Genomic DNA, 16,394 nt, shown 5'->3' on the forward strand with positions numbered 1-16,394 from the left:
GAAGCAAAGTATGGGTTTTCGTTTTGTGATAAAAAGGAATGAAGAATCGAATTCTACTAAAATAGATTATTATTCCTTTGACAATCACCTGAAACTCCTTTATATTTAGCTAGTAACTTTAGTGCTTAAAAGCGTTTCAGTAATTATGAGGAGTGAAAAGGTCCGATCCTTACCTCAGTGAATACACAACATGAAAGCGGGGAAATACATCATGCGTCTTGAAGATGCAAAGCTAAAACTCTCCTTACCTGAAGCAATCGGGGTTTTGGCAGTTCTTTTCTTAATCATTGCAACTGGCATCATTCATTATGGACTTGCCCCCCATATTCCAATTATAGCGGCAATCCTATTTCTATTTGTTTATGGAAAGTTCAAGAAGCTGCCATTTTCGATTATGGAGGCAGCTATCGTAAAAGGTGCAGGCACTGGTATGGGAGCCATCTATATATTCTTTTTCATTGGAATGCTGATTTCGATCTGGATGGCAAGTGGGACAATCCCTACCATCATGTTCTATGGGTTTGACTGGATTTCTGGTGAATATTTCTATGCAATCACATTTCTGGTGTGTTCGCTAATTGGGCTCTGTATCGGGAGTTCACTTACAACATCAGCAACAATCGGCGTTGCTTTGATAGGGATGGCGGCGGCGATGGATTTATCGTTGGCGATTACAGCAGGTGCTATCATTTCCGGTGCTTTTCTTGGCGATAAAATGTCTCCATTATCCGACTCTACCAACCTTGCATCAGGAACGGTTGGAGCACCATTATTTGAACATATTAATAATATGCTTTGGACTACGATTCCAGGTTTTTTCATATCGCTTATCATCTTTTACTTCCTTTCACCGAATGTCAAAGTTGCTCGCGTTGAGGAAATCGAAGCCATGACCAAAGTCCTGGAAATGGAAACGAATATAAGCATATGGAGTTTGATTCCGTTTGTCATCGTTCTAATCATGGCTTTGAAAAAGGTGTCAGCGATTCCGACATTGTCAGCAGGAATCATTTCGGCGGCTGTCATTGCTTTCATACAAACCCCAAGTTTGACGGTTGCAAAACTAGCGGATATCTTATACGGCGGTTTTGTACTGAAGAGTGGAATGGAACAACTTGACTCAATCCTATCGCGGGGCGGAATTGAAAGTATGATGTTCTCCGTTTCGATGGTGTTGCTGGCATTGGCGATGGGCGGATTATTGTTTGAATTGGGAGTCATACCTTCTATTTTAAATGCAATCCAGGATTCATTGACGAGTGTAGCGAAAGTGATTTCCGCTACTGTATTTGCAGGAATCAGCGTGAATTTCCTAGTGGGTGAACAGTATTTGTCAGTTATACTGCCTGGGAAAGCTTTTCAACAGAAATATGAAGATTTAGGCCTGCAGCCCAAAACGCTTGCGAGGGTACTTGAAGATGCGGGAACAGTTGTGAATCCTTTGGTTCCTTGGGGTGTCTGCGGTGTATTCCTGACACAGGTATTGGGTGTTTCAACCCTTGAATATGCTCCGTTTGCATTTTTCTGCCTACTTTGTCCTTTGCTTAGCCTGATTTCTGGCTTTACTAAAATCGGTATCCATTATAAATGAAAAAACAGGCGGTCGGATTCGACTGCCTGTTTTTTTTGTGATAACTTCCATAACCTTATTGAGAAGGGAAACCCCTGCCATGAACAGAAATGACAGGGGTATTTGATCGTTTATTTTGAAGATGCGATCTCATCTTTTGGGATGGATACGACTTTTTCTTTCTGTTCAAGTAAATTCATTCGCATGACGACATTTTGGAATATGCCCATTGAAAGCATGAGCAGCAGTAAGGAAGATCCTCCATAACTGATGAATGGAAGGGTGATCCCTGTAATAGGGATAAGTCCGGTCACTCCGCCGACGTTGATACCGACTTGAATGCCGATCATGGATGAGATGCCGATCAATAAAAGACTTCCAAATGGATCTTTGCATTTGGCTGAAAGTACAAATCCCCTCAGGACGATAAAACCCAGTGTCAATAGAACGAATCCCACTCCGAATATCCCGAGCTCTTCTGCAATGACGGCCATGATGAAATCAGTATGTGATTCAGGCAGGTACCCGTATTTTTGTACACTGTCACCAAGTCCCACTCCAGTAAGGCCGCCGGATCCTATTGCGAATAAGGAATTCACGAGTTGATACCCGCTTTCTCCTGCCTTTCCGAAAGGGTCTGCAAACCCGGTAAAACGGGATAACTTATTTTCAGAAAGAACGGCTGAGAAATTTCCTGTCACGAGCACCCCCAATGCAAATATGGCAACGAATATCGCAGTGATCAAAGAGAGTTTGAATATACTCTTAAAAGACATCCCGGATGAAATGATCATGGTACTTGAAATCAGGAAAATGACCGCTGCCGTTCCATAATCAGGCTGTATTCCGATTAAAAAGCAGATGAATACCAGAAAGAAAATCGGCGGGATGACGGCTTTATCAATACTATTGATTCGATCCTGCCTTTTTCCGTAAATGGCTGCCAGATAAATGATCATGGCTAACTTGGAAAATTCCGCAGGTTGTATCGATGCTGTCCCTAACTTGAACCAGCTTGTGGCATTTCCTGCTGTATGGCCGAAGACAAACAACAGGAAAAGGATACCGGCCATGCCAAACATCATAGACATCAAGAACATTTTGTTTTTGTACATCTTATAAGGAAGAATCATCGTGACGATCATTGCCACGAATGAAATGAGAAAGGCCGTTTTTTGTTTCTCAAAGAAGTAATCCATGGACTGGCCGTATCGAGCGACAGCAGTGACCATGCTCGAACTGTAAATCATGACTAAACCAAACAAACAGAGTAATACGACAGCGATGAAAATAGGGAAGTCGTATGCTTTAATTATTCTTTTCACTTGTGCGCTCACCTCAAATATGTATGCGCGAAAAAATCGCCTTCTTATATAGTAACGGAAAATCGGTTATATAGATAATAATTTATATTCGATAATATGAATTTATCCTCCATTACCCGGTATTAAACACTAAAACCGATAAACTTGTCTGCCGGATTAGCAGAATTTCGATTCTGATTCTTATATATTACCTTCGATAAAAAAGTGAATATTCCTTTTAATAACGAAAAAAATTTACTATATATTCCATTTTAAAGTGCTATCATGTCTGGAAGTTTACTAGTTAATGGTATTTGCGATGGAGGTGGATTCATGGAGCTTCACCAATTGAGTTGTAAAACGTGATGTGATGCAGTGGCTACTGTAAACTGTAAACGAATTTGTTAGTGTAATTCATCTTAAGGGGAATACACCGATTAAGCGGCAGGGAGTCGGTCAGGAATCTTATGAAGAGAAAGAACCGGTTGTGAAGTTGGTTCCAAGCGATTATATTATACAGGCTGCTTTGTCTCTGGCATTATATAAAGAGGGTTCAGGGGAGAATTTTCGTACGTTTTGTGAAGTATAAGAACGTATATCTGTTCAAGAAAAGTGCTCAGGCGCTCTAATCAATTCTTCCAGGCATCCTAATTTCACTTTTAAAAGGGCGTTTTGAGAGCTGTGCAGCCGATAAGTTTTGCTGCATTTCAGAGGAGGTGTTCCTCCTCGGTCGATCTTTATTTAAAGCATAAAAATGATATGGAGTACCGATAAAAAAAGTTAAAGCAAGGGGAGTAGTTATGGAAGAAATACATGACAAGTTGGAAGTGTTTTCTCCGGTAACAGGTGAGAAGATTGCGGAAATCGTCCCAACACCATTGAATTCGATTCCTCATATATATATGAAATCAAGACATGCGTTCCAATCATGGTCGAATCTTCCCATCAAGGAACGGCTGCACTATTTAAAACGGCTCCGTTTATTGATGGTTGAAAGGATGGATGAAATAGCAGAAGTCATTTCAAAAGATGCGGGAAAAGTGAAAATTGAAGCGCTGGTTGCTGACATCATGCCAACGATCGATGCAATCAAGCATATCGAGAAACATGCAGTAAAAACTCTTTCCGGGCGGAAGGTCACCACTCCACTCTTGTTAATTGGTAAAAAATCTTATGTCCATTATATGCCCCGTGGAACGATTCTCGTCATTTCACCCTGGAATTATCCGCTGCAGCTTTCCATGGTTCCCATTCTTAATGCCCTAGCGGCTGGAAATACTGTCATCGCCAAACCATCAGAGGTAACTCCTTTAGTTGGGGCGTGCATCGAAAATCTGTTTCTTGAAGCTGGTTTCCCAGAAGGAACAATACAGTTTGCCCATGGAGGGAAAGAATTGGGTGCGGCATTAACTGAGCAAAAACCAGATTATATATTTTTTACTGGATCTGTAAGGACCGGAAAAATGATTGGTGAGGTTGCAGCAAGAGACCTGATCCCAACGACTTTGGAGCTTGGCGGTAAGGATCCGATGATCGTTCTGCGTGATGCTAACCTGGAACGGGCTGTGAACGGGGCTCTTTGGGGGGCTTTCACAAATAGTGGGCAGGTGTGCATGAGTGTTGAAAGGGTTTATGTGGAACGTCCTGTTTATAAGGAATTCCTGATGCTTCTTAAAGAAAAAACGAAGTCCATGAGGCAGGGGGTGCAATCGCAGGATGATATCGGATCAATGACTTTCCCTAAACAAGTCGATATTGTGGCTGACCAACTGGAGGATGCACTGAATAAAGGGGCGGTACTTGAAACCGGAACACCTCCGAAAGAGTGGAAAACGGGGCAGACCCATTTCATTCCGCCGACGATTCTTTCCAATGTCGATCATTCCATGAAAATCATGAAAGAAGAAACGTTCGGACCCGTGTTGCCTGTTATGCCTTTCGATACGGAGGAAGAAGTGATCGCCCTGGCAAATGAAAGTGAATATGGACTCAATTCCAGCGTTTGGACAATGGATAGGGAAAAAGCAAGTCGGATTGCATCACGGTTAGTAACCGGTGCGGTGACGATCAATGATGTGCTGATTACGGTTGCTAATCATCATTTACCATTTGGCGGTGCCAAACAAAGTGGGGTTGGCCGCTATCATGGCGAGCATGGATTGAAGATTTTCTGCCATGAAAAAGCAATCATGATCGATAAAGGGAAAAACGATACAGAAATACAATGGTATCCATATGAAGGGAAATACACGAGTTTTTTATCGCTGTTTCAGAACTATTTTTCTGCCAAACCGAACTGGATTCGTTTCGGCAAAGAATATTTATCGTTGATAAAATTATCCAAAAGGACCAGAAAATGAGATCCGTTTATAAAAAAAAGATTGTTATTTTCATAACGAGCGCGTATACTATTAATATACTTAATAACTGATTTTCCTTTTCAAAGGGGAGTAGCGTTAGGGTTCGCCCTAAAACAAAGTCGTCATTACGTGAATGTTAAACATTCATCGGCTTTGTTGACATGATTTCATGTTCAGCAAGACCTTTGCCTATACGGCAGAGGTCTTTTTCTTTTTGCCAATGCCAATAGGAAGGAAATACCACTATTGGAGGTTGAATGGATGGAAGCATCAATGTTATTGGAATATGGCTGGGTCCTACTTATCTTGGTTGGATTAGAAGGGATACTGGCTGCAGATAATGCAGTCGTCATGGCTGTTATGGTTAAGCATTTGCCAAAAGAACAACAGCGGAAAGCCTTGTTTTATGGTCTGATGGGAGCTTTTGTTTTCCGTTTTGCCAGTCTATTCCTTATTTCCTTTCTGGTCGAGGTGTGGCAAGTTCAAGCAATCGGTGCGATTTATTTACTTTTCATCGCTTTTCAGCACATTTACAAAAAATACGCTGGTAAAGGTGAGAAGGAAATCACGAAACCTAAAAAGCAATCCGGCTTCTGGATGACCGTGGTAAAGGTTGAAGCGGCTGATATCGCTTTCGCAATCGATTCCATGTTGGCTGCCGTCGCGCTGGCTGTTACACTTCCTGCAACAGGCTGGATGAAAGTCGGCGGTATTGACGGAGGGCAATTCGCTGTCATGTTCCTCGGCGGCATGATCGGGTTGATCATTATGCGATTTGCAGCAAATGCGTTCGTTAAGCTGCTTCATCGACGTCCTTCTCTTGAAACGGCAGCATTTTTGATTGTGGGTTGGGTTGGTGTGAAATTGGCGGTACACACACTTGCACACCCTTCACTTGCTTTCATTGATCATCATTTCCCTGAATCAACTCTTTGGAAATCGATTTTCTGGACTGTATTGATTGGAATTGCAGCAGGTGCATGGATCATTTCAAGCAAAAAAGAAAAAAAAGAGAAAGAAGAGAAAAAAATACAGGAAGCGTAAAAAACAGGCGTGCTGGTCACGCCTATTTTTTTTGCTTCTTAAAGTATTTATGGAGATGACCCTCAAAAGCCCAGGTATGTTTACGAATGATATGTTAAAAGATGTGAATATTAAATTCCGGTTATAAAAATGACAATTGTCCCATTGTATTGGGCAAAAAAACGGAAAAAGATATTTTACTGTAATTGCACTGTAACAAACGAGAAAAAACTAAGTATTTTATCATGTTGATAAATTGTGTGATTTCATTTTTATCGCAAAAATAGTTCTTTTGGTACTGTCTTTTAGACTCCCTCCGCTTAAGATAAGTATGTTGATGCGTATTTTATGTTCAACAGGAGCGAGGTGAGCAAATGCTTGGTTTGTTGTTTACAGCATTCAAAAAAAAGCGTTCTTTAGAAGAAACCGTATTGAAAATTCAACAAGGCGATAATAGCCTTCGTAATGATACTATAGAGTCATTCAAACCTTTTATTGCAAAAACAGTCTCATCGGTTTGCAAACGTTACATATACGAATCAGATGATGAATTCAGTATTGGAATGATTGCTTTTAACGAGGCAATTGAAAAATACTCCCCGGAAAAAGGCCGTTCTTTATTGGCATTTGCCGAAACCCTCGTTAAACGAAGGGTTATAGATTATTTAAGAAGCCAGTCCAAACATAAAGAAATCCTATTGGATTTAACACTGAATGATGAGAATGATCAAAGCCAAATATATATCGATAATGAAAATTCCATCAATGAATACGAGATGCAGAAGGAATCGGAAAGAAGAAAAGAAGAAATTCAGCTTTATATAAGCCATCTAGAGGATTTTGGTCTGTCATTTGAGGATTTAGTTGAAAACTCTCCCAAACATGCAGATGCCAGGAAGGGAGCTATTATGATCGCTAAATTGTTAATGGAAGATGACGAACTGAAGGAAATCCTGTTTGCAAAAAAGCGGCTGCCCGTAAAACAGCTTGAGGGAAAAGTGGAAGTAAGCAGAAAAACGATTGAACGGAACAGAAAATACATCATTGCCGTGGCAATCATAATAAACGGAGATTTTTTGTATTTGAATGATTATATAAAAGGGGCTATCGATGAATGAAAAAAGGAGTTATTCTTTCAGTTAATAAACGATTTGTAACCCTATTGACCCCCGAGGGTGAATTTCTGAAAACCAAAAGGCAGGAAAGGGAATATGAAGTGGGTGAGGAAATCACTTTTTCACCTGCAAAACAAAAATTCACTTTAGCCTTTTCCAATATTCATTCATCTTTCAAAAAAACGGCCGTGCTAAGCATTGCCTCCACCTTTCTGATTCTCTTTTCAATTCTTCCTTCTTATTTCTCTGGTCCTGTGTCGGCATATATGACGATAGATGTGAATCCAAGCATTGAATTGGAGCTTGACGATGATTTAGAAGTTCTTAAGCTTACAGGATTAAATGAAGACGGAAAGCTTGTTATCGGTCAGCTGAAGGACTGGAAAGGCAAGGATATAAAGGCTGTTACAAACCGAATCGTTGAAACGACGAAGCAACTTGGTTATTTGAAAGGAAATAAACAAATAGTCGTTTCCACAACGTTAATGGAAAAAAATAAAGAACTGGATAAGAATTTGAAAGCGGAGATAAAAGAAATATCTGAGCAGGATAATGTTTCCAAAACAAAGATGAAAGTGATCCAGGCAACAAAAAGCGATCGGAAGCAAGCTAGGGAACAAGGCATATCCACGGGTAAGTATCTCGAAAAGAAGTTGAATGAAGATAAAGATAAGATAAAGGTCAATAAGAGGGAGCCTGCCCCGGCGCCAGTTAAAAAAGTCGAGGAAAACGTTGTTATTCCGAAAGAAAAAGGCGTAATGCTAAGTGCGGAAAACAAATCGGATGGAGAAAAGAAAAAAGAGAATAATGAAAATGAAATAAAACAAAAGCCGGCCAATGAAGCCAAACCGACTGAACGGAAAAACGCGGAAGTTACCAAAATTAAGGAACAAACCGACCGGAAAGATACAAGTGGAAAACGGAATGCAATAAATGGATATAAGGAAAAAAGCAACGAGTCAAAAGGGAAATCGGATAGATATCACAGCAACCAATCAAAGGACAAGCAGAAAAATGAACAGAATGATAAAAAGTTCGATGAAAAAAAAGTTTCATCACTCAAAGAAAAGAATGGTGATGATTCTATAAAGCCCGACAATAAAAATAAGCAAAATAAACAGGGTAGGCATGATAGACAAGATAAACAGGATAGGCAGGAAAAACAAGGTAAACAAGTTAAACAAGGTAAACAGGGTGAGCAGTATAAACAAGATAGGAAAGATTGGGATAAGTCGAAAAGGGGTAAAGGCAATAATGGAAATGGAAATGGACATAATCATTAAAAAGAGTCCAGCATGCAGCTGGACTCTTAGCCATGGATATTTAATTGTGAATTATTGACCTTTAAGTTGAGATTGTGCTTGTTGTACAAGACGTTTCGTGATTTCTCCGCCAACTGAACCATTGGCACGTGCTGAAGTATCGGAACCTAATTGTACACCGAATTCAGATGCAATTTCATATTTGATTTGTTCTAATGCTTGTTCGATTCCTGGAACAAGAAGGTTGTTACTGCTGTTAGCCATTTGAATCTCCCCTTTACTTTTTCAACGGCTTTTGCCGCTGTAATGATAGTATAAGTAGAATGTGGAGTTTTACTTATGCGAGCAGCATCAAACTTATTGGTAAACCTGCCTTTTTGTTGTAAGTAAGTCAGTTTTAAAAGAGAATGGAAAAAAGAATGAAAAAAGGGTAAACTAGATTTTTAATGGTTATGTGATTTGCATAACTATAAAGGAGCAAGAAAGGAAACTCTTTATGTTTGCTATCAAAAAATTATTATCAAAGTTAACACCAGCTCAGCTTATCGTCGGTTATTATGTTTTGGCAGTCAGCATCTCGACCGTACTGTTGAGTCTGCCGGTCGCTCTTAAGCCAGGCGTGGAATTTGGATTCATGGATGCTTTATTCACAGCCGTAAGTGCAGTTAGTGTAACAGGTCTAACAGTTGTAAGTTTGCCCGAAGTGTATAATGAGGTAGGCTATTTCATTCTCATGTTCGTTCTCCAATTTGGCGGTATTGGCATCATGACACTCGGAACCTTTTTCTGGCTTATAGTGGGCAAGAAAATCGGCTTGAAGGAAAGACAATTGATCATGACAGATCAAAACCAATCGAATCTTTCCGGTCTTGTTAAATTATTGATCCAAATCATTCAGATATTTGTCGTAATTGAAATGATAGGGGCTCTCGTTTTAGGCATTTACTTTCTGAATTATTTTCCAAACGGGAAAGAAGCCTTTTTAAATGGCTTATTTTTAGCCGTAAGTGCCACCACGAATGCTGGTTTTGATATTACCGGTATATCGATGATTCCATTTAAAGACGATTATTTTGTACAGTTCATAACGATTATCCTGCTTACCCTTGGAGCCATTGGGTTTCCTGTCTTGATTGAGCTGAGGGAGTTTTTGTCCAATAAGGCACGTACTTATAAGTTTCATTTTTCTTTGTTCACGAAGCTGACCTCAGTCACTTTCTTTTCCCTTATCGTTGGGGGAACGATCCTGATTTATCTTCTGGAAATTAGTGGGTTCTTTAAAGGTAAGAACTGGCATGAATCGTTCTTTTACTCATTATTTATGTCCTCCAATACGCGGAGCGGCGGGTTGGCAACCATGAATGTGAGTGACTTTTCGGAACCGACCCTTTTGTTGTTGAGCATATTGATGTTCATTGGAGCCTCCCCAAGTTCAGTCGGGGGAGGAATCCGGACAACTACACTGGCCATCATGATTCTATTTTTATGGAATTTCATGAGAGGAAGGCGTTCCATAAAAGTTTTCAAACGGGAGATTCATCCCGATGATATCCGAAAAGCGACAGCGGTTATGATCATGGGATCGCTTCTTTGCATAATGGCGGTCTTCATATTATCCATTACCGAAAATTTCACTTTGATGCAAATCATTTTTGAAGTATGTTCGGCTTTCGGTTCAGTCGGCCTTTCGATGGGAATTACACCTGACCTCAGCAATACCGGTAAAATTGTCATTATGATCATTATGTTCATTGGCCGTGTTGGGATAACCTCCCTCCTGTATATCATAGGCCATAAAGAAGTTACGGAAAATTTCCATTATCCAAAAGAACGCGTCATCATTGGGTAAATGATTTAAGTTGAACAGTGACCTTTCCACCCGTGGGAAGGTTTTTTGTGTTGTTTGCAGGAATCATGGATAAAATGTTGAAATTTACCTATAAGTGAGTGTCCTACCATTTCAAATATGCATAATTTGATCCTTTACTTGGAATTCGATCGGATGAAGTATAAATCATTTTGGTAAGGAGGTGGAGAATGTGAAGAAATATACTGGAAGGATCATTGTCCCTGTTCTTTTTTTTGTATTGATATTACCCTATATAGGGTGGCTGGGTCATGAAGAACGCGGGTTTTCCGCCTTTGCAGGAATATATTTAGTCGTAATTTTAACCATAGCCTGGTGTTTGGGTGCCATCTATGATCATAAACGGAAAACGATAGCTTTATTGCAGGATAGTGAAGGGCGTTATCGCATTTTCTCCAATTACTCTAAAGAATTGGTCAATAGCTTCAATGAGGTTATTTTCCAAACGGATGATAAAGGAAAATGGTTGTACTTAAACCCGGCATGGAAATCGATGAGTGGTGCAACCGTGAATGAATCCCTGGGGCTTCACTTTTCTAAACATATGGATAACAATTCTTATCAAGACGTATTAAAGGCCTTTGCGGACTCCTTTCATCGAGGGGATAAATATTTTCGTGCTGACATTAAACTAAATGCGAAAAAGGGAACAAGCTGGGTGGAGGCATTCGTTAAACTTATTTACGATGACGCTGGGAAATTCATCGGGACGGCGGGCATATTATCGGAAATCAATGAACGGAAACATGCGGAGGAAAAGCTTGTGAGCCTAAACGAACATTTGGCAATCACATCAAGCAAGTTATCAACGGCCGCCCAACTTGCGGCTGGGATTGCACATGAAGTCAGGAATCCGATGACGGCGATAATGGGATTCGTGAAGCTGATTAAAGATGGCGGTGCCGAAAAGGAGGAATACTACGATATTATTTTTTCGGAAATAAATCGAATCGAGAAAGTGCTGAATGAACTCTTGCTGCTATCGAAACCCACTGGGGCGGTATTCCTTGAGAAGGATATAAAGGAAAGCTGCAACCATGCCGTAACGCTGTTGGAGACAAATGCTGTACTGAACAATATTCAAATTCATAAAAATTATGATTCAGAACCAATTTTTATGTACTTTGATGAAAACCAAATCAAGCAAGTGCTAATAAACATGATAAAAAATTCCATAGAATCGATGCCGAATGGCGGAAATATTTTTGTGAGCATAAATGAAAAAAATGGGGAAGTTTTTTTGAGCATTTTGGATGAAGGGGATGGTATTCCGGAAAACTCCCTTCAAAAAGTAGGAGAACCATTTTTCACTACAAAAACATCAGGAACGGGTTTGGGTCTTTCCGTTTGTTTTAGAATCATCGAAAAGCATGGAGGAAAAGTATTCATTACAAGTGAACTGAAAAAAGGTACGAAAATCGTTTGTATATTTCCAACCGTGCAACAAAAGCAATATAGTGAGAACGAAAAGGTCAAGATACGGGATCTTGAATGACAAGAAAACAAAAGATTGAATTATTTGAAAAAATCAGAATCTTGTGTATATACTTTAAAAGTAATAACATACTAACCGGTTAGTAAGTTTAAAAGGAGGAATTCAATTTGCACTTTGAACATACTGAAAAGGTGAAAAATCTGGAAATGAAGTTAACGGAATTCATGGAGAAGCACGTTTACCCAAATGAATCGACCTACAAAAAGCAGCTCGAAGCACAGGAAAGCCGCTGGAGTGAAATTCCCCCGATTTTATCTGAATTGACGGCAAAAGCAAAAGAAGAAGGATTATGGAATTTATTTTTACCTGATAGCGGTTATGGCGCGGGTTTAACAAATCTAGAATATGCCCCGCTTTGCGAGATCATGGGTAGGTCGACGATAGGACCTGAAATCTTCAACTGTAATGCGCCGGACACTGGTAATATGGAAGTATTGGTAAGATATGGCTCGGATGAACATAAAGAACGCTGGCTGAAGCCCTTGCTTGCTGGGGAAATCCGTTCATGCTTCTCGATGACGGAACCGGAAGTGGCGTCTTCCGATGCGACCAATATCGAATGCAGGATTGAAAGGACGGGTAATGAGTATGTCATCAACGGCCGAAAATGGTGGTCTTCAGGAGCAGGCGATCCCCGATGCAAGATTGCCATCGTCATGGGTAAGACAGATCCTGAGGCGGCCAAGCATGAACAACAGTCAATGATTCTTGTCCCGCTCGATACGCCTGGTGTCAAAATCGAAAGAATGCTCCCTGTGTTTGGTTATGATCATGCCCCGCATGGCCATGCCGAAATCACGTTTGAAAATGTAAGGGTCCCGGCAACGAATATTCTATGGGGTGAAGGAAAAGGATTTGCGATTGCCCAAGGAAGGCTCGGACCGGGAAGGATACATCATTGCATGAGGCTGATCGGCGCTGCTGAAAGAGCACTTGAAGAATTATGTAAGCGCATTCAAGAGCGTGTCGCTTTTGGTAAAACATTGGCGAGACAAGGTGTAATCATGGAGTGGGTTGCTGATTCACGGATTGAAATCGAACAAGCAAGACTTCTGACCTTAAAAGCTGCCTATATGATGGATACCGTCGGGAACAAGGAAGCGAAGGCGGAGATTGCGATGATAAAAGTGGTGGCGCCAAATATGGCATTGAATGTGCTGGACAGGGCCATCCAAGGCTTTGGAGCCGCCGGGATTTCCGATGATTTCCCTTTTGCTGCTCATTGGGCCAATGCACGGACTTTAAGGCTTGCTGATGGTCCCGATGAAGTTCACCGCTCACAAGTTGCTAAAATTGAACTTCGAAAATACCAACAAAAGCATGAGGTGAAAATATGAAAGTTACCGACTTATTCGATCTAACTGGAAAGACGGCGATCATAACCGGTGGAGGGAGGGGATTGGGAGCACAAATAGCGACAGGCTTTGCCGAAGCTGGGGCAAATGTCGTACTTTGTTCAAGGAAGAAGGAAGCATGTGACGAAGTTGCCTCGCAAATCGAAAAGCTTGGAGTCAAGGCGCTTTCTTTCAAGTGTGATATCACTAATCCGTCAGATGTCCAGGAAGTCGTTAACGAAACTTACCGTGAATTTGGAGCCATCGACATATTAGTGAACAATAGCGGGGCATCCTGGGGGGCACCAGCCGTCGACATGCCCCTTGAAGCGTGGCAGAAGGTGATGAATGTCAATGTAACCGGAACCTTTATCATGAGCCAGACAACAGGCAGGGTCATGATTGAGCAGGGACATGGGAAAATCATAAACATCGCTTCCGTTGCCGGATTAGGGGGTACCGACCCGAGGGTGCTCGATACGGTCGGATATAATACGAGTAAAGGGGCGGTCATTACTTTAACGAAGGATTTAGCCGTTAAATGGGGTCAGTATAATATCAATGTTAATGCAATCGCACCCGGTTTCTTTCCGACAAAAATGACGAAAGGGGTTCTTGAGCAAGGAAAGAATCCTATCTTGGATTCCACGCCGCTAAAAAGGTTAGGGAGTGATGATGATTTGAAAGGGGCAGCGGTTTTCCTGGCCTCAAAGGCATCTGATTTTGTGACTGGTAATATTTTGATCGTCGATGGGGGTTCACATGCAAAGTAATGAAAGGTAAGTAAATATGGCTGGAGGGTATGAAATGATGAATGAAAAAAAATGGCTTTCCGTTTATCCTGATTCAATTTCAAAGGAAATAAAAGTCCCTGAGTTCCCGATGCAAAGAATCCTTCAAAATGCATGTGAGTCCCATCCAAACAATACAGCTATTACTTTTTATGACCGGAAGATATCTTATCAGGAACTTTTTCATGCGTCGCGAGCTTTTGCTTCAGCCTTGCAAAAAAAAGGTGTTCAAAAAGGTGATCGTGTCGCCATCATGCTACCTAACTGTCCGCAGTATGTCATAGCTTATTATGGATCATTGACAACAGGAGCCATTATCACCCAAATCAACCCAATGCTGGTTGAAAGGGAGCTGCAGCATATTTTACAGGACTCCGGTGCAGAAACGATCGTTGTATTGGATGGATTATACCCGAAAGTGAAAAGTGTGCAGCAACATTCAAATTTGAAAAATATTATCGTCGTAAGCCTGCAGACTTCGGATGCAGATTTTCAGCCTGATGCGTCTTTTGATCAATTCATGAAGACAGGAGACGGAAAAATCAATCCCGTATCAATCGATCCGGAAAATGATATAGCCGTTCTTCAGTATACAGGAGGAACGACTGGCCGTTCAAAAGGGGCGATGCTGACACACAGCAATATTCTGGCCAATGTCGTTCAAACGTATGAATTCTTCAAGCATGAATTAAAAATAGGTACTGAAAGAACGCTGTCGGTCATCCCGCTTTTTCATGTTTTTGGAATGTCGTCCGCAATGAATTTATCCGTGTATATCGCGGGTGACTCCATCATGCTGCCACGATTTGAAATAGAAGAAGTGCTGGAAACGATTAAGCGTGAACAGCCGACCACTTTTCCTGGTGTACCGACCATGTATGTAGCGTTGACGAATCATCCGAAGGCAGAAGAATATGGAATGGGCTCCATTCAGGTCTGTAACAGCGGAAGTGCACCGATGCCCGTGGAACTGCTGCGTGAGTTCGAACGAAAATCAGGTGCGAAGATATTGGAAGGCTACGGTCTTACGGAAGCTTCGCCAACAACGCATTGTAATCCGGCATTTGCAAAAAGGAAACCTGGGAGCGTCGGGATTGGTGTCCCTTCGACTGAATATAAAGTGATGGACCTGGGAGATGGAACAAAAGAAGTGGAATCTGGCGAATTGGGGGAATTGGTCGTCAAAGGGCCTCAAGTGATGAAAGGTTACTGGAATATGCCAGAGGAAACGGCGGTTACCCTAAGGGATGGTTGGCTTTATACGGGTGATATCGCCAAAGTTGATGAAGATGGATACCTCTATATTGTCGACAGGAAAAAAGATTTGATCATCGCAAGTGGTTATAATATATATCCGCGAGATGTCGAGGAAGTTCTCTATGAACATCCAGCTGTCCAGGAAGCCGTTGTCATCGGAGTTCCAGATGCTTACCGAGGGGAGTCGGTAAAAGCGGTGCTTGTACTTAAAAATAATAAAACGGCCAATGAACGGGAAATCATCGATTACTGCCGTGCAAACCTATCGGCTTATAAAGTTCCGCATTTCGTTGAATTTCGTGAAGAGTTACCGAAAACAAATGTCGGAAAGATTTTAAGGCGGGCTTTAAGAGAAGAACTTTCCAGGCAATAAAAGGGCTTTGATGGCACGAAAGCGTATGATATCAATTCAGCTGAAATTTTAACAGATTGCGAGGATGCATACATGAAAGAAAAAATGACAGAACATAGCATACGCTTATTTGAAAAGAAGGGCTTTAGTGAAACGTCGATTTCTGATATCGTCGAATCGGTCGGGGTGACGAAGGGAACGTTTTATTATTACTTTACGAGCAAAGAGCAGTTGCTAATGGATATTCATCTAGCTTATATCGATGAGTTGCTTAGCGATCAGGAAAGAATCATGTTGGAACCTGGGAAAAGCTGCAAGGATAAACTTTTCGATATGGTCTTGATGCTTTTAAAGAGCATTAAAACCAAAAAATCCAGCGCAACGGTCTTTTTCCGTGAAATGAAGAATCTAAGTGACGATAAGCTTGCACAAATCCTTCCTAAGCGGGATGAGTTCCGTAATAAAATCGAGCAAGTTCTGATTAGTGGCATCGAGAGCGGAGAACTGCGTGCCAATCTCGATGCATCGATCATCTCTTTTGCTATTTTGGGTGTGGCCAATTGGAGCTATCATTGGTTCGACCCAGAAGGTGAAAAAACCGAACAGGAAGTTGCAGCCATTTTTATGGGGATGATTCTGCAGGGAATTGAAGCGTGACCAGGTT

Annotated in this window: 13 protein-coding genes; 11 read left to right on the plus strand and 2 right to left on the minus strand. The window is 41.2% G+C overall.

Annotated elements, in window-relative coordinates; genetic code table 11:
• The first annotated feature begins 211 nt into the window (after positions 1-211).
• A complete protein-coding gene (gene nhaC / locus AC3WLU_RS16645; RefSeq protein ID WP_492597597.1) occupies positions 212-1,591 on the plus strand; it encodes a Na+/H+ antiporter NhaC in 1,380 nt (459 codons plus the stop codon).
• A gap of 110 nt (positions 1,592-1,701) precedes the next feature.
• On the opposite strand, the gene AC3WLU_RS16650 is transcribed toward nhaC, so the two are convergent.
• Positions 1,702-2,895, minus strand: coding sequence for an FtsW/RodA/SpoVE family cell cycle protein (locus AC3WLU_RS16650; RefSeq protein WP_268936769.1), 1,194 nt, complete (start codon positions 2,893-2,895; stop codon positions 1,702-1,704).
• A 779-nt stretch (positions 2,896-3,674) separates the two neighbouring features.
• Here AC3WLU_RS16650 and AC3WLU_RS16655 point away from each other — a divergent pair.
• From AC3WLU_RS16655 to AC3WLU_RS16670, 4 genes are all read left to right on the plus strand, one after another.
• Positions 3,675-5,234 carry an aldehyde dehydrogenase family protein gene (locus AC3WLU_RS16655; RefSeq protein WP_492597598.1) on the plus strand — a complete coding sequence of 520 codons (1,560 nt, stop codon included), beginning with the start codon at positions 3,675-3,677 and terminating at the stop codon, positions 5,232-5,234.
• 261 nt (positions 5,235-5,495) lie between these two features.
• Positions 5,496-6,278: a TerC family protein gene (locus AC3WLU_RS16660; protein ID WP_048689105.1), complete on the plus strand. Its 783-nt coding sequence runs from the start codon at positions 5,496-5,498 to the stop codon at positions 6,276-6,278.
• 353 nt (positions 6,279-6,631) lie between these two features.
• Entirely contained in the window at positions 6,632-7,375 is a 744-nt protein-coding gene (gene sigI, locus AC3WLU_RS16665) for an RNA polymerase sigma factor SigI (protein WP_054397036.1), read from the plus strand.
• On the plus strand, positions 7,372-8,655 hold the full coding sequence (locus AC3WLU_RS16670; protein WP_492597599.1) for an anti-sigma factor domain-containing protein: 1,284 nt from the start codon (positions 7,372-7,374) through the stop codon (positions 8,653-8,655). The genes sigI and AC3WLU_RS16670 overlap by 4 nt, the downstream gene beginning before the upstream one ends.
• 51 nt (positions 8,656-8,706) lie before the next feature.
• Here the strand turns inward: AC3WLU_RS16670 and AC3WLU_RS16675 are convergent, their stop codons facing one another.
• Entirely contained in the window at positions 8,707-8,898 is a 192-nt protein-coding gene (locus AC3WLU_RS16675) for an alpha/beta-type small acid-soluble spore protein (protein ID WP_034314196.1), read from the minus strand.
• A gap of 190 nt (positions 8,899-9,088) precedes the next feature.
• On the opposite strand from AC3WLU_RS16675, the gene AC3WLU_RS16680 reads away from it, so the two are divergent.
• The 6 genes from AC3WLU_RS16680 (at position 9,089) to AC3WLU_RS16705 (ending at position 16,387) form a co-directional block, all read left to right on the plus strand.
• On the plus strand, positions 9,089-10,483 hold the full coding sequence (locus AC3WLU_RS16680; protein WP_492597600.1) for a TrkH family potassium uptake protein: 1,395 nt from the start codon (positions 9,089-9,091) through the stop codon (positions 10,481-10,483).
• A 190-nt stretch (positions 10,484-10,673) separates the two neighbouring features.
• Complete coding sequence (locus AC3WLU_RS16685; RefSeq protein WP_492597601.1) at positions 10,674-11,996, plus strand: ATP-binding protein; 1,323 nt, start codon at positions 10,674-10,676, stop codon at positions 11,994-11,996.
• Positions 11,997-12,103: 107 nt separating this feature from the next.
• Positions 12,104-13,333, plus strand: a complete 1,230-nt coding sequence (locus AC3WLU_RS16690) for an acyl-CoA dehydrogenase family protein (protein WP_492597602.1) — start codon at positions 12,104-12,106, stop codon at positions 13,331-13,333.
• On the plus strand, positions 13,330-14,103 hold the full coding sequence (locus tag AC3WLU_RS16695) for an SDR family oxidoreductase (protein ID WP_268936763.1): 774 nt from the start codon (positions 13,330-13,332) through the stop codon (positions 14,101-14,103). Before AC3WLU_RS16690 ends, AC3WLU_RS16695 begins: the two co-directional genes overlap by 4 nt.
• Positions 14,104-14,140: 37 nt before the next feature.
• Positions 14,141-15,751, plus strand: coding sequence for a long-chain-fatty-acid--CoA ligase (locus AC3WLU_RS16700; RefSeq protein ID WP_413002181.1), 1,611 nt, complete (start codon positions 14,141-14,143; stop codon positions 15,749-15,751).
• Between the two features lie 72 nt (positions 15,752-15,823).
• Entirely contained in the window at positions 15,824-16,387 is a 564-nt protein-coding gene (locus AC3WLU_RS16705) for a TetR/AcrR family transcriptional regulator (RefSeq protein ID WP_098184731.1), read from the plus strand.
• Positions 16,388-16,394: the final 7 nt, after the last annotated feature.

Source organism: Peribacillus sp. FW305-BF15, assembly GCF_058783805.1.

What these genes read in the sequence shown, in the direction of transcription:
- AC3WLU_RS16695 (WP_268936763.1), top strand. Translation starts at nt 13,330, where the DNA reads ATGAAAGTTACCGACTTATTCGATCTAACTGGAAAGACGGCGATCATA.
- AC3WLU_RS16660 (WP_048689105.1), top strand. Translation starts at nt 5,496, where the DNA reads ATGGAAGCATCAATGTTATTGGAATATGGCTGGGTCCTACTTATCTTG.
- AC3WLU_RS16700 (WP_413002181.1), top strand. Translation starts at nt 14,141, where the DNA reads ATGAATGAAAAAAAATGGCTTTCCGTTTATCCTGATTCAATTTCAAAG.
- AC3WLU_RS16655 (WP_492597598.1), top strand. Translation starts at nt 3,675, where the DNA reads ATGGAAGAAATACATGACAAGTTGGAAGTGTTTTCTCCGGTAACAGGT.
- AC3WLU_RS16705 (WP_098184731.1), top strand. Translation starts at nt 15,824, where the DNA reads ATGAAAGAAAAAATGACAGAACATAGCATACGCTTATTTGAAAAGAAG.
- AC3WLU_RS16675 (WP_034314196.1), bottom strand. Translation starts at nt 8,898, where the DNA reads ATGGCTAACAGCAGTAACAACCTTCTTGTTCCAGGAATCGAACAAGCA.
- AC3WLU_RS16670 (WP_492597599.1), top strand. Translation starts at nt 7,372, where the DNA reads ATGAAAAAAGGAGTTATTCTTTCAGTTAATAAACGATTTGTAACCCTA.
- nhaC (WP_492597597.1), top strand. Translation starts at nt 212, where the DNA reads ATGCGTCTTGAAGATGCAAAGCTAAAACTCTCCTTACCTGAAGCAATC.
- sigI (WP_054397036.1), top strand. Translation starts at nt 6,632, where the DNA reads ATGCTTGGTTTGTTGTTTACAGCATTCAAAAAAAAGCGTTCTTTAGAA.